We start from the raw sequence: 24,960 nt of genomic DNA, 5'->3' as shown, positions 1-24,960 counted from the left end.
TTTTTAAATTCAATATGTTCAAACATTCTAACATATAATCATAAAATGAAGTCCATGTCCAACAAGTATTTTCTTTTGCTGATGTCTTTTCTTATGACAGGCAACTTTATTTATGCTCAGAAAAAGGTTCCTTTTTTTGGCAATGTTCAAGCAACGAATGGCTACGCCCGTGAAATAAGTGGTGAAAATATCGATTATTTTTCAGCATTTCCAGATCACGCTACCCGCGCACTACTTACCCGTACAACTGATGGCGCTAAAACCATTGAATGGGAAACAGCACCAGCACCAACGGAAAGCAAGGAGCCTTATGTATATTTTAACTGGCTGGTTTCTCACTCGTCAGGCAGTAGCGGAGGAATTCGTAATTTCGATTTATATATTAATGACCAAAAAGCGTTAACTCTAACTACCTATCCAGCGAATCAACGCCCAGATTGGATTGCCAAGGCTGCTGATAGTACAGCCTTTGTATTCCACCAAACAAAAATGGATGGATTGAAAGACTCTTATGGCATTGCCTACCTCCGTATACCAACCCATAAAATAACACCTGGTAAGCCACTTCGTCTAAAACTTGTAGGACAGGCTCAGGATAGCAGAGATTGGTTTATGACCTACAAATTTACTTTTCAGGAAAAAATAGATGCCAGTCCAACACCTTTTATTTTAAAAGATGGTAAGCGTCTTATCACCCTTACCACATTACATTTCGGTCCGGAGCAAAAAATAACGGCTAAAATTGATCATAAAGACTCCTTCTCTTTTGTTATGCCTGATGGTATCAAAACATTCGACATTCCTGTTTCACTCTCACCAAAAGGAGGTAATGTGCTACTAACCGTTAGCTCAGGAAAAAAGGAGCTTCTTCGGAAAACCATTGAAGCTGGAGTTGTTGTCCCGCGTACTTTATATTTTATTCATCACTCCCACACTGATGTCGGGTATTCACATTTACAATCAGAAGTAGAAAGAATCCATACCAAAAATATCTATGATGCTCTCAAGATGATTGAGGAAACCCGAAACCTCCCTGAAGAAGCTCGTTTTAAATATAATGTTGAAGCTCTTTGGGACGTAGAAAACTTTATGCAAAAGGCAACTCCTGAGGAGAAGGAATCTTTTATAAAAGCTGTAAAAGAAGGAAATATTGGTCTTTCCGCGATGTATGGTAATATTTTAACAGGGCTCAGTCAGCCGGAGGAATTATTCCATTATACAGAATATGCACAAAAACTGGAAAAAGAATATGGTTTTAAAATTAACAGCGCCATGATGTCGGACGTTCCAGGATTTGCTTGGTCTTTAGTTCCTGCTCTTACATCCGCAGGAGTAAAGTACTTTTCCAGCGGTCCTAACTACCTGGGAAAGACCAATCCTTATCTGGGTGATCGTGTGGGTAATTTTGTGAAAAGCTGGGGAGATAAACCTGTTTGGTGGCAGTCACCATCCGGTAAGGAAAAAATATTATTCTGGACTGCTGGAAGAGGTTATTCTTCCTGGCACGGTATACATCCTGGAGGAGTATTTGACAATGGTCAGAAAAAAATATCAGAATATCTTGATGATCTTACGAAAAACAATTATCCATACGACATGGTTCAATGGCGTTATAATATTGTATCAGATAATGGACCAATAGATCCTTCTATTTCAAGATTTGTAGATGAGTGGAATAAAAAATATACTTCACCTAAAATCGTACTGAGTACAAATGAAAAGATGTTTGAAGTATTTGAAAAAAAATATGGAGATCAGATTCCAGTTGTAAAAGGTGATATCAGCCCTCACTGGGAAGACGGAGCTATGTCTACAGCCAAGGAAGAAGGCATTAACAGAAACACCAGCCTGAAACTGCAACAGATCACAACACTCTACTCAATGTTAAATCCTCTTGAATATAATAATCAAAACTTTTATGAAGCATGGAGAAACGTAATCCTTTTTCATGAACATACATGGGGAGCATTTAATAGTATTACAGCCCCAGATCTTCCTTTCGTTAAAGATCAATGGCAGGTAAAAAAACAATTTTCTCTTGACGGCAGTACACAGACAAACAAACTTGAAACGGATCTATTACACCCATTGACAGATCCGGCATCTAAAACCATAGCTGTTTTCAACACATCATCTTGGATACGCAGTGGCACAGCGATCATTCCAGCAACTACACAAGGTAATACTGTTCAGGATGCTGCTGGTAACATGATGCCATTACAAAAACTGGAAAATGGAACTATGGCATTTATTGCGAAAAATATTCCACCACTAGGTTCTTCAACCTATACCATTATAAAATCTACATCTCCTAAAGCAAGTCCTTTTTCAATTACTTCCAATAGTATCTCTAATGGAAAGGTAACATTAATCTGGGATAATAAAACAGGAAGTATTACTCATTTTACAGATAATGGGACAACGAATTACGCTGGAAGCTTTAACAACCAGGGTTTAAATAGTTATTGGTATGTACCTGGATCTGACCCGAAAGAAGCATTATCTAATTCGAATGTGCAGGTAAAAGTATTGGAAAATGGTCCTGTAATGGCTAAGATCTCATTAACATCAGAAGCACCAGGAGCTAACAAACTCGAGAAAATTATTACGCTGTTTGTTGACAATGATGAAGTAGCATTAGAAAATATTATAGATAAAAAGTCTGTCCGTACTAAGGAATCGGTTCATTTTGGTTTTCCTTTCAATGCAGGATTCAAAAACATTACAGTAGATGCGGGTTATGGTATTATGAAATATCTTACTGATCAGCTTCCGGGTTCCAATATGGATTATTGGTACAGCCGCCGTTGGGTAGATGCTTCTTTTGGACAGCAAGGTATGCAATGGATGTTATTAGAAACACCATTAATTGAAGCTTCGGAAATGATAGATGAAAGAATGGTTATTGATAACAGCCATAAAAAGTGGAAAGATAAAGGCACACCTGGCACCACTAATTGGTTCAGTTATGCGATGAACAACTATTGGCATACCAATTACAAAGCAGATCAGGAGGGGCCGGTACACTATCGCTACGCACTTCGTCCACACGGTACTTTTAATGCTGTGGAAAATGAAAAGTATGCAGCCGCTTTCACACAGCCTCTCATCGCAATTCACGTTCGTGAAAAAGCACCTATCGAGGGAAGTCTTTTTCAGATGAACAACGATAAAATTGTAGTGACAAGTGTAACACCGCAGGAAGATCATAGTTTTCTTATAAGACTTTATAACCCTGACGAAAAAGAACAGAATACTGCGTTCAAATGGGGGAAATTAAAACCATCAAAACTGATCAACCCTAAAACAGGCAAAGTATTTTCAGCTAACGAAACATTTAGTTTATCAGGTATGGACGTTATTGAAATTAAAGCAATCCCATAACATAAAAGCAACCAGAATGTCAAAACCAGTCATTACCATAGACATGGGAGGTACCAGAATTAAAATAGGTATAGTATATAATAATTCTTTGCTGGCCTCTTCTTCCATCGATGCTAATTCCAATAATGGTCTTAGATCACGGCTACCCTATATACAGGAAACTGTAGAGAAGTTACTGTTACAGGAAAGACTTTCTTTGACAGGTATTGCCGGATTAGGCATTGCCTCTCCCGGTATTGTGGACAATCATCAGAAAAAAATACTTTCTATTGATAAAAAATTTGGCGATGCTCCAGAAATTAATTTAGAAGAATGGTGCCTACAGGCATTTGGCCTACCATTTTTTATTGAAAATGATGCACGTGCTGCATTACTGGGAGAATGGAAATATGGGAAAGCACAGGATTACGATAATATTGTTCTCATGACTCTGGGAACAGGAATAGGAAGCGCAGCTATCATGGAAGGGCAATTGCTGAGAGGCAAGCATTTCACTGCGGGTATACTGGGAGGGCATTCGGTTATCAATTACAAAGGAGGGTTATGCAATTGTGGCAATAAAGGATGTGTAGAAACAGAAGCTTCTACCTGGAATCTTGCAACCATCATAAATTCTGATAAAAATTTCGCAGAAAGCAGACTTGCCTCCATTCCAGAAGTTGACTATGAATTGATTTTCGGCTTGGCAGAAGAAGGAGATAAAACAGCATTACAAATACGCGATCAAAGTCTTCAGGCATGGTCTGCATGTGCTATTAATCTGGTCCATGCTTATGATCCGGAAGCACTTATACTTTCTGGTGGAATCATGGCGAGCGGTTCTCAAATCATCCCTTATATAAGAAAACAAGTTGAAGCTCACGCGTGGACACCTTGGGGAACTGTAAAAATTGAAACAGCAGAATTTCCTCAGACAGCTGCTTTATTAGGTATGGCACATTTGATATCCAATTAATAAAAACAATAGAATAAACGAAATAGTACGGAATGAAATCAAATTTTAATAAATTCCCGGTCGTTGAAATACAAGATCACCATTGTATGGCAGGATGGGAAAACATTGCAGAACAATTAAAAAGAGATATTCCTAAGGTAATCGCAGTGGAATGTTATCCGGGTGTATTTGTGGAAGAGATCATTACCTCATTACAGAAATTCTTAAATCCTCAACTGCTTGTCAATACGCAGCAAGCTATGAAATCAGAGCACGAAATAGCAGCAATGGTGCAACCCTATGTCACGGATGATCCGGTATTCGGTTATATCGCACCTCTGAAATTGGAAGATTATTTTGATCCTTCTACAATAGCTGAATTTCAAAACCAGATCGCTGATATTAATGGCTGTACTGTAGTGGTTGGTCCGGGTGCCACTTTGCTTGCAAAAAAACCTGATCTCACGATCTATGCTGATATGCCACGATGGGAAATACAGATGCGTTATCGTAAAAATACAGCCTGTAATCTTGGTAGATTCAATTATACCGACTCTTTTGCATATCAATATAAACATGCCTACTTTGTAGATTGGCGTGTCTGTGACCACTATAAGAAAAGAATACTGAATAATTGTAACTTCGTTTTGGACACTACATTACTCAATCAACCCAAAATGATAAGTGTTAATGCTCTATTTGACGCACTTCAGCAAACAGTAAAAGCTCCTTTCAGGGTCGTTCCTTTTTTTGATCCAGGCCCTTGGGGCGGTCAGTGGCTGAAAGAAGTTTGTGACCTGGACAGAAGCCTTCCCAATTATGCATGGGGATTCGATTGTGTTCCCGAAGAAAACAGCCTGTTGTTAGGTTTTGGTAATCAGGTGGTAGAAATACCTTCCATTAATTTAGTGTTTTTCCAATCGGAAGCTTTATTAGGAAAACAAGTATACGATGGATTCGGAGATGAATTCCCTATTCGTTTTGATTTTCTGGACACCATGGAGGGAGGCAATCTAAGTCTGCAGGTACATCCACTGAAAGAATATATTAAAGAAAAATTCGGGATGCCTTATACGCAGGATGAAAGCTATTATATGCTGGATACCAAAGAAGACGCTTTTGTATATCTGGGTCTAAAAGAAGGTGTTGATCCTGATTCTATGATGCAGCAGCTGGAAATAGCCCAAAATGATCAAATCCCTTTTGATGCAGAACAATATGTACAAAAATGGCCTGTCCGCAAACATGACCACGTATCTATACCTGCAGGTACTGTACATTGTTCAGGAGCAAATTCTGTGGTATTAGAAATTAGCGCAACACCCTATATTTTTACATTTAAGCTTTGGGATTGGGGACGAATGGGACTGGATGGCAAACCAAGACCTATATCACTGGAACATGGTAGAAATGTAATACAATGGGATCGCACCTCATCATGGACAAAAGAAAACATTCTAAATCTTACTGAGCCTGTTGCTGAGGGAGATGGTTGGCGTGAAGAACGTACCGGGCTGGATGCATCATCGTTTATTGAAACCCGAAGACATTGGTTTACTAAAAAAGTAGTTCACCACACCCAAGATGTTGTCAATGTCCTGAATCTCGTGGATGGGCGTGAGGTAATAGTAGAAAGTCCAGACCTAAGTTTTGAGCCATACATTATTCATTATGCCGAAACTTTTATTGTTCCTGCCCATGTTGGAGCTTATACTATTACCCCATATGGTGAAAGTATAGGTAAAGAATGTGTTACCATAAAAGCAAGCGTCCGTACAAATATGATCACCAATAAAGTTTTAAAATAAACCACATGCAATCAACTGTAAATTCTAATATGATCTATAAAGCAACTCTGGTGGCATCTGTAGGCGGCTTATTATTTGGTTATGATACTGCTGTTATCTCCGGAGCTATTGGCTTTATGCGAACTTATTATCACTTATCTGATATTATGACAGGCTGGGTTGCTTCCTGTGCTTTATTAGGCTGTATCATAGGAGCCATGTATTCCGGAGCACTTAGTGACCGTGTCGGTCGTAAAAAAGTACTCATGCTTTCAGCGTTATTGTTTACTATTTCTTCTATAGGGACATCACTTGCGCCGAGTCTTTGGCTCTTTGTAGTATTCCGAATTATAGGTGGTATGGGCATCGGTATCGCTTCTATGCTCTCTCCTATGTATATCTCAGAAATGGCACCTGCTGCAATAAGAGGACGGTTGATTTCAATATTTCAACTTGGGATTGTATCTGGTATTTTAGTTATTTATTTTGTAAATGCCTATATCGCCGGTATACATAATGACTCCTGGAATATCTCAACCGGATGGCGATGGATGTTTGGTTCAGGAGTTATACCTTCTATTATTTTTATATTGTTATTGCTTACCGTGCCCGAAAGTCCTCGTTGGCTGGCCGGACAAGCAAGGAACGTTGAGGCATTGGCTATTCTAAGTCAGATCAACGGGCCAATAATAGCACAACGAGAATTAAATTCCATTACCGCATCGTTGAAAGATGAAAAGCCTTTTTCTTTTTCTATTCTAAAAGAACCTAAACTAAAACGGGCATTATTTATCGGTATACTACTCGCCATATTCTCACAGATTACCGGAATTAATGCCATCATGTATTATGCACCGGAAATTTTCAAATCAACAGGTGTAGGATCAGATTCTGCATTTATGCAAACTGTTTTGGTAGGTATCATTAATGTAATTTTCACCTTTGTAGCTATAAAGTATGTTGATACCTGGGGACGTAAAAAGCTGTTGCTATTTGGTATTTCAGGTATGGCTATTTGTTTGTTTATTATTGGGTGGGGGTTTTACATTCAACAACAAGGCTATTTGATACTCATTGCAATTCTGGGGTATATTGCTTGTTTTGCAATGTCAATGGGACCTCTTGCTTTTGTTGTTATTGCCGAAATATTTCCTACGAAGGCGCGTGCTACAGCAATGTCCGTTGCCACATTTTTTCTGTGGTTAGCTGTATTTTTAGTGTCCCAAACCTTTCCGGTACTTATAGGAACTATAGGTAATTCTTATACTTTCTGGTTATATATGGTCATTGCAATAATCGCTTTCCTGTTTATCTGGAAAAAAGTTCCTGAAACCAAAGGAAAAACCCTGGAGGAAATAGAGGACACATGGAATCAAGAGAAGGTCTTTTGAAAATAAATCTATTTAAAAATCCCATTTTCTTATTGACTGTTCGAAAATATTAAGTTTTCAGAACCAATTCCTTTTACAACAACCTTTTTCCAATGAGATGGTAATGTACTTTTTATTTTTTTCAATGATCCTTTTTCATCGATATCAACTCCTCCAAATCCCATGATCATTGTCTGAAGAGTACCTCCAGCTCCAGTAATAAAGTAGGGGTTATCTCCTTCAACCGTTTCGGCAAAAACTCTAAATGGAGGTAAAAGATTAGGTTCATAAGATTCTTTAAACAACTTATAAGCCTGTTTTCCATCCCCCAACCGACTGTATAATAATGCAAAAATAGCCTTGGTCATCGCGGGAGTCTTTTGATTAGGCACTCGTTTTTGATAATATTCCAGATCTTTTCGGATCTGATTTTTATCCTGAATAATGTGAAGAGGGTAAGCCAAGAGATTGACATCTGCCTGTTTAATCGGTTCTCCTTTGTAGGTGTCATACTCCTTTGTAACCCCATTTTCTAATTTTGTAAAAACAAGATGCTCAGCAATATCATCCCAATCTTTGTTTAATGGTAAATCAAGGGCTTTAGCTGCAGCATTTGCAAATTGTAAATTCAGTTTTGCAATGGCATTAGTATATGCGTTATTATCAATATTCTCTGCCCATTCATCAGCTGCTACTACATTTTTAATATGATATTCGCTTCCTTTCTTTTCCACCCTGGACTGCCAAAATTCGGCGGTTTTTTGCAAAACAGGCCATCCTTTTTCTTTAAGCCATTTTATGTCCTTAGTAAAAAGATAATAATACCAGATAGCAAATGCAACATCCCCTGTTATATGATGCTCATAAGTTCCTGATAAAGCCCAAACAGGAGTCTCTTCTTCTCCTGACATAGCGCTTTCCCATGGAAACATCGCTCCTTTATAACCATGTATTGCAGCATTCATTTCTGCTGCTTTTAAACGATCACATCTGTATTCTACAAGGCTTTTAGCCATTTCTGGATGAAAAAACAGCAATGGTTTGAACATGAACATTTCCGTATCCCAAAAAACATGGCCGTTGTACCCAGTACCACTAAGTCCAGCAGGTGATAACGAATGATTAGATCCTTCTCTGGAAAATGAATAAAGATGATACAGCATATTATGAATATCCTGTTGTACCTGTGGATCCCCTTCTATTTCAATATCTCCCTCCCATAATTTTTGCCATTCTGCTTCATGTTTTTTATAAAGATTATCGGGGTCCTGTAAATTTGCGTAGATACTTAATCTTTCTACTGCATTGAATGGATCGTTAACCTGAGATGAGGTAATTAAAGATCCTATTACTGAAAAAGTATAAGGCTTTTCTGAGGTTTTCAGTTTTTTAACGAATTTCATGAGGTGGGTATCACTATCACGCATCTCATGGGAAATCTTAGGTTGGGTGTATTGTTCTTCAGAAAATACAAAAGTTGTACTCGCTGCCACTGTCACTGCTCCGGTAGGACTTTTTGCTACAGATGTAAGAAGAGGAATCGTTGCGTGCGGTGGCGTTATTTCAGTATAATATTGTTGGGGCTGTATAAATCCTTGTGGTGTCTTTATATTGCTTTCAGCAACGAATGCCAAATCTTTTTTAGGCTGAATACTCACAGTAAGCAACACATTATTGGGCAGATGTCTCAATGCTGTATACTTATATTCAACATGGGCAATATCTCCGTAATCAAACGAGCCTGAAAAAGTAGCCGTCTTAAGATCAATCCTCTGGCTATAGTTGCTTATATTATTTCTGTTGATTTGTTGCCAGTTGATGGATAAATTGATATCCAATATATTAAAATTCGAAAGGAAATTACTTGTCCTTCCCCGCCCATATTGATCATAAACTCCAGCTAGAATAACACTTCCTACCTTCAGTGGTTCTGGTGATGAAACAACACCTATCATACCATTAGAAACCGAAATTCCAGTATAGTTATTAGGTTCGATCTTTTCAGATTTGATGATCCATGGATCCTGTGCAAGACAAAGTTTGAAGAAACCCGCAAAGAATACAGAGAAAAGAACAAGTGATTTTTTCATTATCTTAAATGTTTTATACTTATCACAAATCCGCCACCAGGTGCCACTTTTATTTTCAGCTTACTGTTTGAATTTACCTGTTGTTTAGATATTTCATAACGTTTAGGATTAGTCTTCCAGTCTGCATCTTTTCCATCTTTATAAATAGTGGCTTCAAATTTTTTGCCTTTAGGTAAAAATGCAAGATCAACAATAGCCTCTCTGGAGTTTTCATCAGTGATACTTCCAACAAACCATTCATTTTTATTTTTTGCTTTTCTAGCTATGGTAATATAATCTCCAGGTTCTGCCTCAAGAATATAGGAAGCATCCCAGTCAACGGCAACATCTTTAATAAACTGAAAAGCATCAGGATATTTTTTATAGTTCTCAATCAGATCTGCTGCCATTTGGAGAGGACTGTATATTGTAACGTATAGAGCCAATTGCTTAGCTAGTGTTGTACTTAATTTTGCCTTATTATTTCCATACACGGACAAATCACCTTCAAAGATCCCCGGCGTATAATCCATTGGCCCACCTATTAATCTGGTAAAGGGCAATATTGTTGTATGATCCGGTCTGTTTCCGTTAAAAGATTCAAACTCTGTTCCGCGCGCAGATTCCTGGGCAATCCAATTGGGGAAAGTTCGGTGTAAGCCGGTTGGCCTTACCGCCTCATGTGAATCAACCATAATATGATATCTGGCTGCCATTTCTGCAACGTATTTATAGTGGTTTACCATCCATTGACTATCATGATATTCGCTTCTGGGAATTATAGGGCCTACATATCCGGTTTTTACAGCATCATACCCATTATCTTTCATAAATTGAAAACTCTCTTTAAGCTGTCGTTCATAATCAATGACTGAAGATGTTGTTTCATGATGCATTATAATTTTTACTTTTTTGCTTTTTGCATAGGCCTGAAGTTCTTTTACATCAAAATCCGGATACGCTTTTGTAAAACTGTAAATTTGTTCTTTTCTGTAAGCTTGATTATCTTCCCAACCTTCATTCCAGCCTTCTACTAAAACTGCATCGAATCCATTTTCTGAGGCAAAATCTATATATTCTTTTACATGTTTTGTATTGGCTCCGTGTCTTCCATTCGGTTTTAAGGTTTTATAATCTGTTTCCCCAATTCTGACGTCCTGATTATCAGAATATGCCCAAGTAGAACCTCCGCCTGTAAAATACTCCCACCAGACACCAATATATTTGGTTGGTTTAATCCAGGAAGTATCTTCTACCTTGCTTGGTTCATTAAGGTTAATAATGAGGTTAGAGGAAAGAATCTGCCTTGCATCATTACTGATAATCATAGTACGCCAAGGACTTACTGAACCCGTTTGAATGAAACCCCTGTCTCCATTTTTATCGGGCGTTAAATTCGAAGTTAAAGTAAAATTTTTATCATCAATATTCAATGTCATCGCTGCAAAATTGACTAAAGCAGCTTCATGAATATTAATGTATATCCCATCTTCTGACTTCAGCATCAATGGTGTCTGTACAGCAAGACTAGCGCTTGGAGCTTTCGATGCCAGTGATTCTTTTCGAACGTCGTCAATTAATTTTGAAACTTCTGATAATTTCGAAGTCGTTACAGGAAACTCATTCGTATCGTAATCTGCGGGTATCCAAAACGCTTTATAATCTTTTCCTAAATTAAAATTCGTCATTTCATCTTTTATGGTAAAATGTCTTAAGTCATTCTGAACCGGAAATTCATATCGAAAACCCAGCCCATCATCAAAAAGTTTAAACCTTATATCAAGTTTCCACCCTGTTTTATTTTGAATTAAATGAACAAGCATTTCGTTGTAATGGTTTTCAACTTCTTTGTTTGGCCCCCAAACCGCAATCCAACTTTTATTAAAAGATGAATATTCAACCTTATCAACTTTAAATTCAGAAAAATACGAATAGGAAGGTTTTAAAACAAACCCCAACCGACTATCTTTCAGAATTGATTGATCCTTATAGTTTAATGAATAATATGGAACTCCCTCACCTTCAATTTTAAAATTTAATTTTAGCTGACTATTGGGAGATGAAAGGGATTGCCCTGATACAATAGCTGCAAACAGCATAAACACACAAAAAGATATAATATTTCTCTTCATACTATTTAATCTTAAAAAAGCCCCTGCCCATCATCTCTCTTAGTGGGAGAAATGACGGACAGAGGCAGATATAATTATTTTAGAATTATCTTCCGAAATCGTCCTGTACTCTCACGATATCATCTTCATCTGATGGATTAGACGCATCAGTATGCTGCCATATTTCAGCCACAACTCCCCAATTATCTAAACCTATCAAGCGGTGTCTTTCGCCTTGCTGAAGTTTTATCTGATCCTTAGGGTTATACTCTACCAATTCCCCCTCTTCATCAGTATCACTAGTTTTGATGCCTACTTTTCCTTCAACAACCTGCCAGATCTCAGCTCTTCTGTGATGATACTGCCAGCTTAATCTGGCTTCAGGAGCAACAACCAAAATCTTTGGACTTAGTTTTCCACCTATCTTCAGGCTTTCTACATCGATCCCATCAAAATACTGGTTGGCAAAATCCTGTGCCTGATTTTCATCAATCACAAAAAAACCACCCCAAGGTCTTCCATCATCTTTTGCAGCAAGATTAAAGCCCTGAGCTTCTAACATTTTCTCTACTTTCTCAAATACTTCTTTTTTTTCTGCGCTCATACAGTTTTAATGCTATTTAAATTTAATTCTATTTGTTTAATTATTACTTCAAATCTATGAAGTTATTCATCCTGATATCTATTCTACGATTACCTTTCCTGAAGAAATAATTTGATCGTTCGCCGATTTTATTTTATAAATATAAGTACCAGTGGCTAAATTTTGGGTATTAACTGTGATATTATTTTTATCAATATTCTGTTTTTTAACCAACTTTCCTGAAATATCATAAAGTACAACCTCACTAGCAGAATGATCATTGATGATAAAATGAATATCATTTCCTTTTTTAACTGGATTTGGATATACACTATTCCCTTTATCCATGTCAACATCTCTTGTAGATAATGGCGTGCTGCAAGGAACATCTGTACTCCAGTTAGAAGCGGACATATTGATTAAAGCCGCAAAATGAGTATTGGAAGTAGCATCTAAAGCTCCATTGCCACTACCTTCATCCATTTTCCAATTCGCTTCAAGGCTAAATGAATTTGCTGCAATATTACATTTATTATCCATAATCTCCTGAGGTGTTAATGCTTTTTTCCAAACTCTGAATTCATCTAAGAAACCGTTGAGTGTTCTGGAGTTATCATAATTTCTCGCCAGATAAAGGATCCCATTTGCTGTAAAATTTCCTGTTGCAGCAACACTTGCATCCAGATTTCCATTAATGTAGATCTTCATGGATACACCATCATAAGTTGCCGCTATATGATACCAGGCATTGGTATTCAGTCCTGTAGTGCTATTAAGCTTTATCTGGGACGACCCAAAACTTAAGATGAACTGTAATTTGTTATTCGCAAGATTCCCATCACCAAACCTTAATATTGCTGAATTATTGTCTCCAACTTCAATACCAAGCACTGATGAAATGTAAGGGAAGGCAGGCTTAAATGAATTTACTTTAACCCAACCTTCGAATGTTAAAGCATTTCCACTAAGGTTAAATTGCCCAGCATTAAGATAATTTGTACTGCCATTGAAAGAAAGTGATCTTGGACCAGGACTTTGAACAGGAAGAAAACCACTGTTAAAAGTAGCTTCACCTGAGTATGTGCTGGTATTAGTTCCACCGCATACTGACTGTACTTTCCATACATAGTTTGTGTTTTCTGACAAATTTTGTAAAGTATAGGTGTTGGTTGAAATATTCGGAACTGTAGTCCACGTCGATGCAACAGCAGTTTTATATTGCAGTGTATAAGTAGACGCAGTTCCTGTATTCCAGGATAATTTAGTAGTTGTTCCCAGATAATTACTTGACACTAAACCAGCCGGAGTTTCACATCCGTTTCCTGAATTAAATCTCGGTGCAAAAAGATAAGTACTCTTTAAAGTTGAAGAGCAATTGGATTGTATTCTCCAGTCATAATCTGTGTTTAGAGTTAGATTATTAATGACGATATTGCTTCCTGTATAATTATTGGCTGCATTAATCCACGTATTTGAGCCTACCGCTTTATAATCAATTTTATAAGTCTGAGATCCATTGGAAGTCCAGTTTAGTTTCGCTGTCGTTCCTGTAACATTAGTAACTTCAAGCCCCAGTGGCGGATCGCAAGTTGCCCCCTGAGTCCAAGAATAAAGCTGACCGCTTAGCTGTGTGTTTTCATTATAAAGAATATTCGATCCTGTACTCAAATAACTGGCAGCATTTGTTCCTTTAAGATCATACCACATAAATACTCCATAGCCATCATTTTTTGTATTGGTAGCCAGAGTGGTAAGTGTAGATGCAGAAGTATTCTGTATCCAGGTTGCTGCAGCTGAAATCTTGGAATTAGCAAGAGGTGGTATACTAGGTGCACTATACGTTCCATAATAAGCATTCCATCCATAATTGATGTAATTTCCTGCCTGATCACCATTGTAACTCTGTCTTGTCGTTGCCGGGCCGATAAAATAAAAAGTGATTAATTTATCCGGCATTGCAGCTTTAAGCTCTTGTAATAACATAACAAAAGAGCTGTTATTAGGCTGTCCTGTTCCGTTATTTCCATAATCAGAATATTCATCATCAAGATCAACACCATCTAAACCGTAGGTATAAACGGTATTTGCAATCTGCAATGCAAAATCACGCGCTGCTTCGCGGTTTGGAAAGTTACAAAGCCCTGCTCCCTGATGATTTCCAAGAATATCCAGCAGTACTTTGATTCCTTTTTGCTGTAAAGGCCTTACATAAGTATCTACATCGTTCAATACTTTTGTGACATTATTATTGCTGGAAATGTAGGCCCTACTTTTAGAAACATCATAATTAATGTTAGCTGCAAAAATAATAGCAACATCAAAAAGTTGCTTGTTGGTGTTTTGCAAAGTATAAGACCCTGCATTTAGCATATTGCTGTTATTCACTTCTACATAGCATATTCCTAAAGGATTAAGCTGCGCATTTAATAATGATTTTGCTTGAAAGATCAATAAAATCAATACAATAAGAATAGATTTTTTTTTCATATTAAAATTTGTTTTTAGAAATGGTAGAATCACTGGGCTTAGACTCAATGATTCTACCAATGAAAATATTATTAGTTAACGATTAATTTTTCAGTATGTTTCAGGCTTCCATCTTGAGACTCAAATTGAATGATATAATTTCCTATTGAAAGTTTAGACATCTCATATTGGTTATTCCCAGTATTTAATGTTTTCATTTCTATGATACTTCCACTGAAACTATAGACCGTTAATTTCCCTTTGTTATATTCTTCAGGAACAGAAATAGTAAGCGGTGATGATTTACTTAAAGGATTAGGATACAGTTTTATTTGTTTTTTATCAGCCACTTGCTCCAGTCCTGTTCTTTTTTGATTTCTTCCGTTTTCTGAAATTTTTTGAGTCCCTGTAGCACATGGAATATCTGTTCCCCAGTTAGAAGCATCAATTCCGGTTAAAGTCAGTGTAACACTGTTTCCTGAAGTATCCTGAACTGATGAACCACTTCCTTCATTAAACTTCCAATAGGCAGCGAGAGAAGTAGCTGGAAGTGTGACGTTACACATATTCTGGCTAACCTCTGTCTGATTTAATGCCCGTCTCCAAACGCGAACCTCATCTACTTTACCATTGAAATTTCGGGATACATTATATAAATAACCAACATTAAATGCTCCGTTAGAAGTGAAGTTCCCACTTTGGGAACGGCTTGCATCCAGAGTTCCATTGATGTACAGTTTCATAGTAGCCCCATCATAGGTTGCCGCAACGTGATACCATGTATTAGCATTTAATGCTATATTAGAAGCCAACTTTTGTTGTACATTATTAATACTTAATACAAACTGAAGTTTATTATTGGCAAGATTACCATCTCCTAATCGTAAAAATGCAGAATTACTGTCGCTTATTTCTGTTCCCATAATAGATGAAATATAAGGGAATCCTGATTTAAAAGATGATGGTTTTATCCACCCTTCAAAAGACAATGCTGAACCGCTTAAATTAAGATTTCCGGCTGAGCCTGATTCGCTGCTTCCATCTAAGGAAAGAGCATAAGAACCTGTTGGAACGGTTGTTCCGGTACCACTGTTAAATCTTGGAGCAAAATTATAGGTACTTTTTACACTGCAATTTGTCCTTATTCTCCAATCATATTCCGTATTCTGCGCTAATCCTGATATCGTTACCGAAGTGGAAGTAGTAGCAGCTGCAACACTCGTCCATGTATTTGAAGAAGCTGGTTTATAATCTACATCATAAGTATTCGTTCCAACAGCTGACCAATTTAGTTTTACACTTGTCCCGGTAAGATTGCTTGTATACAATCCAATTGGAGCATCACAATTGGTTCCTTGTGCCCATGACTGTAAAGGAGAGCTTAAAACAGTTTGTTCTCCATACAATGTTTGTGTTCCTGCTGAAAGTTGTGTGGTCTCACTAGTTCCGTGAAGATCATACCAAAGAAATAACCCATATCCTCCAGTTTTAGTCTGACTTGCCAAACTGGTTGTTGTAGAATTAGAAGTATTTCCCATCCATATGGCTGCTGGGGAAATTTGCGCCTTTGTAAGAGGAGGAACACTTGGTGCAGAGAAAGTGCCATACATTGCATTCCAGCTGTAGTTAATGTTATCTCCTACTCTGTTTCCATTCCAAGAAAGTCTTGATGAAGCTGGACCATAATAATAAAATGAAATGATCTTATCCGGCAATAATGCTCTTAATTCCTGAATCAGCATTACAAAAGAGCTGTCATTAGGCTGCCCGGTTCCATTTTGACCGTAATCTGAATACTCATCATCAAAGTCGATACCATCTAAACCATAAGTGTTTACGGTATGAGCAAGTTGTAAAGCAAAATCTTTAGCAGCTTCACGGGTCGGAAAATTACAAAGTCCCGCTCCCTGATGATTCCCCAAAATGGTCAATACCACTTTCATTCCTTTTTGCTGAAGTGGCTTGATGTAAGTATCTGCATTGGTAAGTACTTTGGTTACATTATTATTACAATACAGATATGCTCTGCCTCTGTTGGTGTCATAGTTAAGGTTTGCAGCAAAAATATTTACCACACCAAATAAGTATTTATCTGATGTTTGCAGTTTGTACGATCCTGCATTCAGGATATTGTTATTGTTCACTTCTACATAGCAGATTCCCAAAGGATTAAGCTGTTGTGCTTTGATAAAAGAGTTTGACTGAAAAATCAATAAGATCAGTGCAATAAGAATGGATTTTTTTTTCATAATATGACTTGGTTTTGTTGTTTTTTAAAGTATAAAATACTGGAAAACAGCTTGAATTAAGCTTTATCTAAATGTTATGAACAAAAAAAGAACCTGGTGTTACTGTAAAGTTTCTACGTCAATAAATCTTGATTTTCGTTAAAGGTTTTCCATAATAATTCTCCAAATAAGGTGTTGGACCATGCAAACCATTCTCTTGTAAACTTTTTGTCATCATCCTTATTAAAGGATTCATGCATGAAACCTGTTCCACCATGCGTTTTTTGTAAAGTTTCTATGCACCATTTTATTTCACCTTTATCTTTAGTTGTAAGGGCTTTCATAATGATGCTCATTGGCCAGATCATATCAAGACCGATATGAGGTCCGCCAATTCCTTCAGCCAGCTTTCCTTTGAAAAAGAAAGGATTATCCTTTGACCACACATATTTTCTGGTATTTAAATAGATAGGATCATCAGCTTTTACTGCTCCCAGATAAGGTAAACCTAAAAGACTCGGACAATTGGCGTCGTCCATCAAATTATAACTACCGAAACCATTCGTTTCAAAAGCATATATTTTCCCATACTCGGGGTGATCGTAGATTCCATACTTTTTGACGGCAGCATCGACCTCATCAGCCAGACTGCTTAATTGCTGAGCCAAAGCTTTTTCATTTTTTATCTCCGAAACCATCTCCGCGGCCTGTCGTAAACTTACTACTGCAAATAAATTAGATGGGATCAGGAACGCATAAATAGTGGCGTCATCACTTGGACGGAACATTGAATTGATAAGACCTACAGGATTCGTAGGATAACCATAACCTCCCATCGGGATTCCATCTGTAGCCCAAGCCGTCGTACGTTCGAATTTGTAAGGACCTAAGTTTGTTTTTCTCTGTTGCTCAGTAAAAGTTTGTAAAGTAAGTTTAATACCCCGCAACCAGTTATCATCAAAAGGTTTTACATCTCCCGTTGTTTTCCAGAAATTATACGCCAGACGAATAGGATAACATAATGAATCGATTTCCCACTTTCTCTCGTGAATACCTGGTTTCATATCTGTATGATCATACTCTTTCCACTTGCTTATCTTATTATCATCATTATAGAATGCATTAGCATAAGGATCTTTTAAGATGAATTGTGTTTGCTTATGTATTACTCCAGAAATGAGCTTATGTAGCTTTTCATCCTTTTTTGAAAACTGTAGATAAGGAAATACCTGAGCCGAACTATCGCGAAGCCACATGGCATCTATATCTCCGGTAATAACATACGTATCGGGAGTTCCGTTAATTTCTTTATAAAAAACTGTAGTATCTAATGTATTCGGGAAACAGTTTTCGAAGAGCCATGCTAATTCTTTATTTTTAACTTTCTTTTTAAACGCTGAAATCGCAGTTTCTACTGCTTCACTGGTAAAATGCCTTTTATCTTTAGGAACACGGACCACAGGGAATTCTTCAAAGCTAAAACTTTTCGCAAATGTATTCTGACTCCATAATAAACCTGCTCCAGCTAATGCACTTGTTTTTAAAAATTTTCTCCTTTCCATTGATACTTTTATTTCGTTGTTATTTTATTAATTCTATTTTACGGGCTTATTTCCCATCACAAATCTCAATTCGCCACCATTCATAATGTCGCTGTGGTTCAATTCCCAGCTTTTAAATTCTTTCCCATTCAGATACATTTTCTGAACATATATATTCTTATCAGATATTTTGTCCGCAATCACGGTGAAAGTTTTCCCATTCTCCAGTTTTAAAGAAACTTTAGGGAACTGAGGAGCTCCAATCGCGTAAACCGGCTTACCTGGAGTAACCGGATAAAATCCTAATGAAGAGAAAATATACCAGGCTGACATCTGTCCGCAATCTTCGTTATTTACAATTCCATCAGGTTTTGCCGCATACATATTATCGCGGATGAATTTTATCATTTTCTGAGTTTTGTATGGAGCTCCCGCATAATTATAAAGATAAGGAACATGATGTCCCGGTTCATCACCAAATCCTAAAGATCCAATAAATCCTGAAATATCAACATGCTGCTCACCCTCCATTTTAAGTGCCTCGGTAAAAGTCTTATCCAGTTTTTCTTCGAATCCTTTTTTTCCGCCATACAGATTCATCATTTCATCAATCTGATGCGGAGCAAAGAAATCATACGCCCAGATATTTCCTGAAACCCAATGAGGTTGTAATTTTTTCCAGTCATTTAACGGAAAATCAGGTAAGAATTGACCGTTTTTTTGTTTCGGCCAGAAATGGCTATTCTCTTTATTGAATGTATTAAGGAAATTCATTGAACGTTTCTTATAAACTTCCGCATCCTCTTTTTTACCTAATTTTTCTGCCAGCTGCTGAATACACCAGTCGTCATAGGCATATTCAAGAGTTGCGGAAACAGAAGCCCCATTTTCTGATGGTGAATAACCAAGTTTGATGTAATCATTAAGACCGCCACCGCCATCACTGCTGCTCATTTTATCCGTTAAAGAAGCGTCTTTCATTGCAGCGAATGCTTTCTCCTGATCAATTCCGGGCACTCCTTTAGAAATGGCATCCCAAATAACTGATACACTATGGTAACCAAGCATACAGAAATTATCATATCCACAAAGCTCCCATATCGGCATATGATCTTTACGGTCTGTATATCTACTAATCAGAGAATTTGCAAATTCTTTAGTATGCTTCTGATCCATAATAGTAAGCAGGGGATGTGTCGCTCTAAAACCATCCCAATACGAGTACGTACTATAGTTTGTGAACCATTTCGTATTCATATTTTCCTGAGCGGCTACATAATCTCCATTGGTATCCATATATAGATTTGGTGCAATGAAAGTATGATAAACTCCTGTGTAGAAGATTTTTCTCTGATCGTTTGTTCCTCCTGTTATCTGAAATCTATTCAAGAGGTCCCGCCATGTATTTTGTGCTGTTTCTTTAGCTTTGGCAAAATCAATATTTTTTGCTTCAGCGTCAAAATTTTCCTTTGCTCCTTCTGTACTTACCGGAGATAAAGACACTTTTACCTCGATGCTTTCGTTCTGTTCAGTAGAAAACCTTACATATGCTTTTGCATCTTTAGCAAGGGCAAAATTTTCATTATCTTTTATTTTTCCCTCAGAATAGGTTCCATAAGACTTAAATGGTTTTGAAAATTCCATTACGAAATAGGCAAATCTTTTTCCACCCCATCCATTACTGTAGCAATAGCCTGAAATTTTGTTATTTCCCTCTATTCTTACCAGTGTATGATTAATATTTCCGAAGATTTTGTTCGTTGGATCAATGATAATGTTTGATTCATCACTCTTTGGAAATGTATATTTATGAAAGCCTACTCTTGGCGAAGCCGTCAATTCTGCTTTTATGCCATAACTGTCCAACATCACAGAATAATATCCAGGTGAGGCAGTTTCTTTTTCATGACTGAATTTGGAACGATAACCGCTCTCCGGATTTTCTTCTGAACCGGGAAGCATTTTTACTTTTCCAACGGTAGGCATTACCAAAATATCTCCAAGATCAGCCCAACCGGTTCCACTAAGGTGATTGTGGCTAAACCCCATTATAGTCTTACTGCTGTAATGATATCCTGAACACCAATCCCAGTCACCACTTTTTGTATTCTGATCGGGGCTCAACTGTATCATTCCGAAAGGTGTTGTAGCTCCCGGGAATGTGTGGCCGTGCCCGCCAGTTCCTATAAAGGGATCCACCCATGAAAGGACATCATCCTTCCGTTGTTGAGCATTAACCGTTTGAAAAAACAGAGCAATAAAAAAATAGATAAGCAGTTCTTTTTTCATAATAGAGAGATCTTGAACATTTTTAAGACAACACAAAAAAATGAAAATTTTATTTTAAAAGCGAGAAAATGACACTTTTCATTACAATTTAAATAGAATTGTTTTTCATAAAATCAATAATTTCTGAGATATATCCAAAAGCTATAGCAACTGTGGTATCAGCAGCACCATAATATACAGTAACTTTATCTCCTTCCGACAATGCTGCACAAGGAAAAATCACATTAGGAACATCTCCTGTTAGCTCATACAATTCTGCCGGAGCTAACAGATAAGGTTTTGTTCTGTACAACACTTTTGAAGGATCTTCAAGGTCAAGCAATGCAGCTCCCATCGAATATCGGAAACCACTGCATGTATTAATTACTCCATGATAGAATAACAACCATCCTTCATCGGTTTTTATTGGAACCGGGCCACCTCCGATCTTAGTACATTGCCATGCGCTATCTTCAAAAGGTGTTACTTTCATTACACAACGGTGTTCACCCCAGTATTTCATATCCGGACTATAGCTGATGTAGATATCTCCAAACGGAGTATGCCCATTATCACTTGGACGACTCAACATCGCATATTTACCATTGATCTTTTCGGGGAAAAGCACTCCATTTCTGTTAAATGGTAAAAAAGCGTTTTCACACTGGAAAAATTCTTTAAAATCAAAAGTATAACCGATTCCTATGGTAGGCCCATTATATCCGTTGCACCATGTGATCCAGTAACGGTCTTCAATAAAGGCAACACGTGGATCGTATTTATAATCAGATTCGATCATTTCAGTATTTCCTGCCTGCATTTCAATAGGATTGTGATTGATATCCCAGTTAATACCGTCCTTACTAAAACCTGCGAAAATATTCATTTGCACGGCTTTGTTGTCACATCTGAAAACTCCCGCAAATCCATCTTCAAAAGGAACTACGGCACTATTGAATATACTGTTTGATGTAGGTATCGCATATCTGTTGATAATTGGATTTTCGGAGAAACGCCACATTACATCGTGACTATCTACCGGACGATCCTGCCAAGGGATCATTGCTGATTGAGGTGTCATAAAGTATTTTTTACTTTTATTTAAAATTATTTGATAATTGAATTATTCTTCTTTTTGTTTTTCCGGATGAGGAAAGGGTGCTATAAATGTGACTGCAAATGCAGGAATAGTAGCAATCAGAACCCAGATGAAAAACATTTTGTATCCGATCCAATCACTGATCATTCCACTGAACATTCCAGGAATCATCACACCCAGATTCATGATCCCTGTTGCAAATGCATAATGGGCTGTTTTATGTTTTCCCGGTGCTATCTGCTGCATCATATACAACATAAGCCCAACAAAACCAAACCCATAGCCAAAGTATTCTACGACAACAGCAATACTTACTGGTAAAAGAGTATCTGGTTGGTAATGAGCCAATAAGGCATACACTACAAACGGAACATTGAAAGCACAGCAAAGCCAGATTAAAGATCTTTTCAACCCTCGGGCAGAAATAAAATAACCCGCCAGTACAGATCCTAAAATAAAGGCTGCTGATCCATAAGTTCCATAAATAAGACCGATATCCGATGTGGACAATCCTAGTCCTCCCGAAGCTCTCGGAGCTTTGAAAAACAATGGGGCAATCTTTATGGCGAATCCTTCTGCAAAACGATATAAAATAATGAACAATACAGACCACATAATATTACGTTTTGTGAAGAAAGAAGTAATCACTTCCAAAAGTTCATGCCGGACATTTCCAGCCGTTTTTTCATTTTTCTGCTTTTCCTGTTTATTTTCTTTCGGTAAAATAGAATAATGATAAATGGCCAAAATGAAAAATAAGACCGCATAAACTCCCATGATGATCATCCATGCATGAGTAACTCCCTTCGTTTTCTCTAAAACCCCAGCGAAGTAAACCAGTACTCCACTGCTGATAATCTTGGCCAGGTTATAAAATGCTCCCTGCCATCCTATATATTTTGCCTGTTCTTTATTGGTTAAAAAATTGATATAAGTCCCGTCTGCTGCAATATCATGTGTCGATCCACAAAACGCAACAACAGCAAAAAGAGCGATACTATACTTGAAAAATTCTGGTAATGGAAGAGTGAATGCAACCAAAGCAAACAGAATCCCTATCGCAAATTGAGTAAAAACAACAAAGAATTTTTTTGTTTTATAGATTTCCAAAAAAGGACTCCAAAGAGGCTTAAGTGTCCAGGAAAATAAAATCAGAGCAGTCCAGAAAGCAATCTTTGAATCCGAAACCCCCATATCCTTATACATGATCCCGGAAACAGCATTAATAGTCACAAAGGGTACACCCATTGCAAAATACAATGTTGAAATCCAGAAAATAGGTTTTATTGAATGAGTCTCGGAGCTGGTCTTTCCCATATTACTTTTATACAAAGAGAGTATCTCAAGGGTTCATTCCGATTTAAACGAAACTTGATGAAGAAATAAAAAAACAATAGATTCTTCCTACATCGGAACGAAAAAAATCAAATAAAATCTGACCCTTGAGACTTCCCCTAAATTTTTAATTTTTTAAATTAAATTTATGGTTTCTTATCCCACCATAGTTTAGTTCCACCTGTATCTGCTCCATCTAAATATTGCAAGGCCTGAGGATAATTAAATAGTGAATTTTTAGTATCTACAGTAAATGGAATTCTACGAATCATTGCATCTGTACTGATAAGCCCGCCACTATCATTTTGTCTTACTTTGAAAAGAATAGGATAACCGGTTCTTCTTTGCTCTGCCCATGCTTCAGGTCCGTTAGGATAAAGCGACAACCACTTTTGGGTAATGATCCTTTCTAATTTTCGTTCATTAGAATCAGCATTGTTCCAGGCAATGGTAATCGTACTCAATTCAGGGTGTCCAAGACCTATATTATTAGCGGTATTTTTTGGATCAACATACGGAGCTTCTGTAGCAGTGTTATTGGCAAGATATGCAGCAACACTAGCGCTTTTCCCCCATTCACCAAAAGATTGCTGAACTCCAGTTTCATAATCTGCCTGGATTCCACCAGCTCCAGCATAACCTCTCAGTGCTGCTTCTGCTTTCAGGAACCAGGTTTCGGCAGCGGTAAACAATTTCATTTTACCGTCAGTAGCAGAGAAATAATCTCCATTTGCCGATTTTGCCTGTGGCTGAGAAAATCCTCCATAAGTAGTTTTCCCATTTAATAAATCAATTCCTTGTCGTATTCCAATATACTTCCCATTAATTTGAGCATCACTGTCCGTTGCAGGAATTGCATAGGCAGGAAGTCTAGGGTCATTATACCCGTTCATATAGGCCATTAATGGTGCTCCTATAAGACAATCTCCCCAACCATAGATAATGAAACTCAATTCAGACTGACCAACGCTGATCAAAGCATTATCTTCATTTTCAGTAATTAATCCTGCAGATGATGCAAGCGCTTCTTCAGCATATTGCTTGGATTTTGCAGGATCAGCATAACTCATACGCATCGCTAACCTCAATTTAAGAGAGTTAGCTAATTTTGCCCATTTACCCATATTTCCCTGATAGACTAAATCTGCTTTTTTTAATGCAGATTTATCTTCTACATTTTGTGTTGCAGGGCTATTCTGTATCATTTGTAGATCATTAATAGCAGCCGTAAGATCAATAATAAACTGATTATAGGCATTTTGTTGAGAATCAAAATCCGTAGTACCATTGGCATTCGGTGTGTCATATTTACTGTATACTACTGGACCATGGTTATCAGAAACCCTTGCAGCAGTAATTACTCTCAATATTTTTTTAACTGCAAATGTTCCTTTAAAATCTATACCTGGATAGATTTTCTTAGCAGCATTATCAATGTTGATAGAATAATTGAAAATATCCTGTTGTCTAGCAATAATCCTGTTGTTCCATCCATCCATCATATAATAGGTCATATTATTTTTTCCCCCATTAAACTGTGATGCTGTACTGAACATCCCGCTGAACATATCGGCACTCAAATTAGGATAGAGCTGGTAATCTGCCTGAAGCCCTCTCTGCATAGAAACTAAAGGGTCTACCACCAATTTAAAATCTGCATAAAAATTTTCAGGCCCTCCTAACTTTTCCTGATTATATTGATCAAGTTCACTGGTACATCCGGAAGCAGAAGCTAATACTACCACTCCTAGTACCCATGTTTTTATATTAATGATTTTCATTTTG

14 protein-coding genes are annotated in these 24,960 nt (G+C 37.4%); 4 read left to right on the top strand and 10 right to left on the bottom strand.

What is annotated here, in order from left to right; all coding sequences use genetic code 11:
* The first annotated feature begins 54 nt into the window (after positions 1-54).
* The 4 genes from AC3WRL_RS08745 to AC3WRL_RS08730 are packed head-to-tail and all read left to right on the top strand — an operon-like array spanning position 55 to position 7,496.
* Positions 55-3,384, top strand: a complete 3,330-nt coding sequence (locus AC3WRL_RS08745) for a glycoside hydrolase family 38 N-terminal domain-containing protein (protein ID WP_492330111.1) — start codon at positions 55-57, stop codon at positions 3,382-3,384.
* Positions 3,385-3,400: 16 nt separating this feature from the next.
* On the top strand, positions 3,401-4,339 hold the full coding sequence (locus AC3WRL_RS08740; RefSeq protein WP_492330110.1) for an ROK family protein: 939 nt from the start codon (positions 3,401-3,403) through the stop codon (positions 4,337-4,339).
* A gap of 32 nt (positions 4,340-4,371) precedes the next feature.
* Positions 4,372-6,126, top strand: coding sequence for a class I mannose-6-phosphate isomerase (locus tag AC3WRL_RS08735; protein WP_492330109.1), 1,755 nt, complete (start codon positions 4,372-4,374; stop codon positions 6,124-6,126).
* A gap of 5 nt (positions 6,127-6,131) precedes the next feature.
* Entirely contained in the window at positions 6,132-7,496 is a 1,365-nt protein-coding gene (locus AC3WRL_RS08730) for a sugar porter family MFS transporter (RefSeq protein WP_214830534.1), read from the top strand.
* A 29-nt stretch (positions 7,497-7,525) separates the two neighbouring features.
* Here the strand turns inward: AC3WRL_RS08730 and AC3WRL_RS08725 are convergent, their stop codons facing one another.
* From AC3WRL_RS08725 to AC3WRL_RS08680, 10 genes are all read right to left on the bottom strand, one after another.
* Complete coding sequence (locus tag AC3WRL_RS08725; protein WP_492330108.1) at positions 7,526-9,565, bottom strand: kojibiose hydrolase; 2,040 nt, start codon at positions 9,563-9,565, stop codon at positions 7,526-7,528.
* Positions 9,565-11,676: a glycoside hydrolase family 97 protein gene (locus tag AC3WRL_RS08720; protein WP_492330107.1), complete on the bottom strand. Its 2,112-nt coding sequence runs from the start codon at positions 11,674-11,676 to the stop codon at positions 9,565-9,567. Before AC3WRL_RS08720 ends, AC3WRL_RS08725 begins: the two co-directional genes overlap by 1 nt.
* Before the next feature lie 85 nt (positions 11,677-11,761).
* Entirely contained in the window at positions 11,762-12,259 is a 498-nt protein-coding gene (locus AC3WRL_RS08715) for a cupin domain-containing protein (protein ID WP_261510785.1), read from the bottom strand.
* 78 nt (positions 12,260-12,337) lie between these two features.
* Positions 12,338-14,725 (bottom strand): endo-beta-N-acetylglucosaminidase H, encoded by a 2,388-nt coding sequence (locus tag AC3WRL_RS08710; RefSeq protein ID WP_261510783.1) that lies wholly within the window; start codon positions 14,723-14,725, stop codon positions 12,338-12,340.
* Positions 14,726-14,796: 71 nt separating this feature from the next.
* Positions 14,797-16,953, bottom strand: a complete 2,157-nt coding sequence (locus tag AC3WRL_RS08705) for an endo-beta-N-acetylglucosaminidase H (protein WP_261510781.1) — start codon at positions 16,951-16,953, stop codon at positions 14,797-14,799.
* Between the two features lie 113 nt (positions 16,954-17,066).
* Entirely contained in the window at positions 17,067-18,494 is a 1,428-nt protein-coding gene (locus AC3WRL_RS08700; protein ID WP_214830517.1) for a glycoside hydrolase family 125 protein, read from the bottom strand.
* Positions 18,495-18,527: 33 nt separating this feature from the next.
* Positions 18,528-20,762 (bottom strand): GH92 family glycosyl hydrolase, encoded by a 2,235-nt coding sequence (locus AC3WRL_RS08695; RefSeq protein WP_214830516.1) that lies wholly within the window; start codon positions 20,760-20,762, stop codon positions 18,528-18,530.
* Between the two features lie 88 nt (positions 20,763-20,850).
* Positions 20,851-21,822 carry a glycoside hydrolase family 130 protein gene (locus tag AC3WRL_RS08690; protein WP_261510772.1) on the bottom strand — a complete coding sequence of 324 codons (972 nt, stop codon included), beginning with the start codon at positions 21,820-21,822 and terminating at the stop codon, positions 20,851-20,853.
* Positions 21,823-21,864: 42 nt separating this feature from the next.
* Positions 21,865-23,157 carry an MFS transporter gene (locus tag AC3WRL_RS08685; protein ID WP_261510770.1) on the bottom strand — a complete coding sequence of 431 codons (1,293 nt, stop codon included), beginning with the start codon at positions 23,155-23,157 and terminating at the stop codon, positions 21,865-21,867.
* 164 nt (positions 23,158-23,321) lie between these two features.
* Positions 23,322-24,956, bottom strand: a complete 1,635-nt coding sequence (locus AC3WRL_RS08680; RefSeq protein ID WP_492330106.1) for a SusD/RagB family nutrient-binding outer membrane lipoprotein — start codon at positions 24,954-24,956, stop codon at positions 23,322-23,324.
* Positions 24,957-24,960: the final 4 nt, after the last annotated feature.

The organism is Chryseobacterium sp. FW101-FHT12H09 (assembly GCF_058790395.1).
Note: the sequence above shows the minus strand (reverse complement) of the source record. Positions and strands in the feature narration are given on the sequence as shown.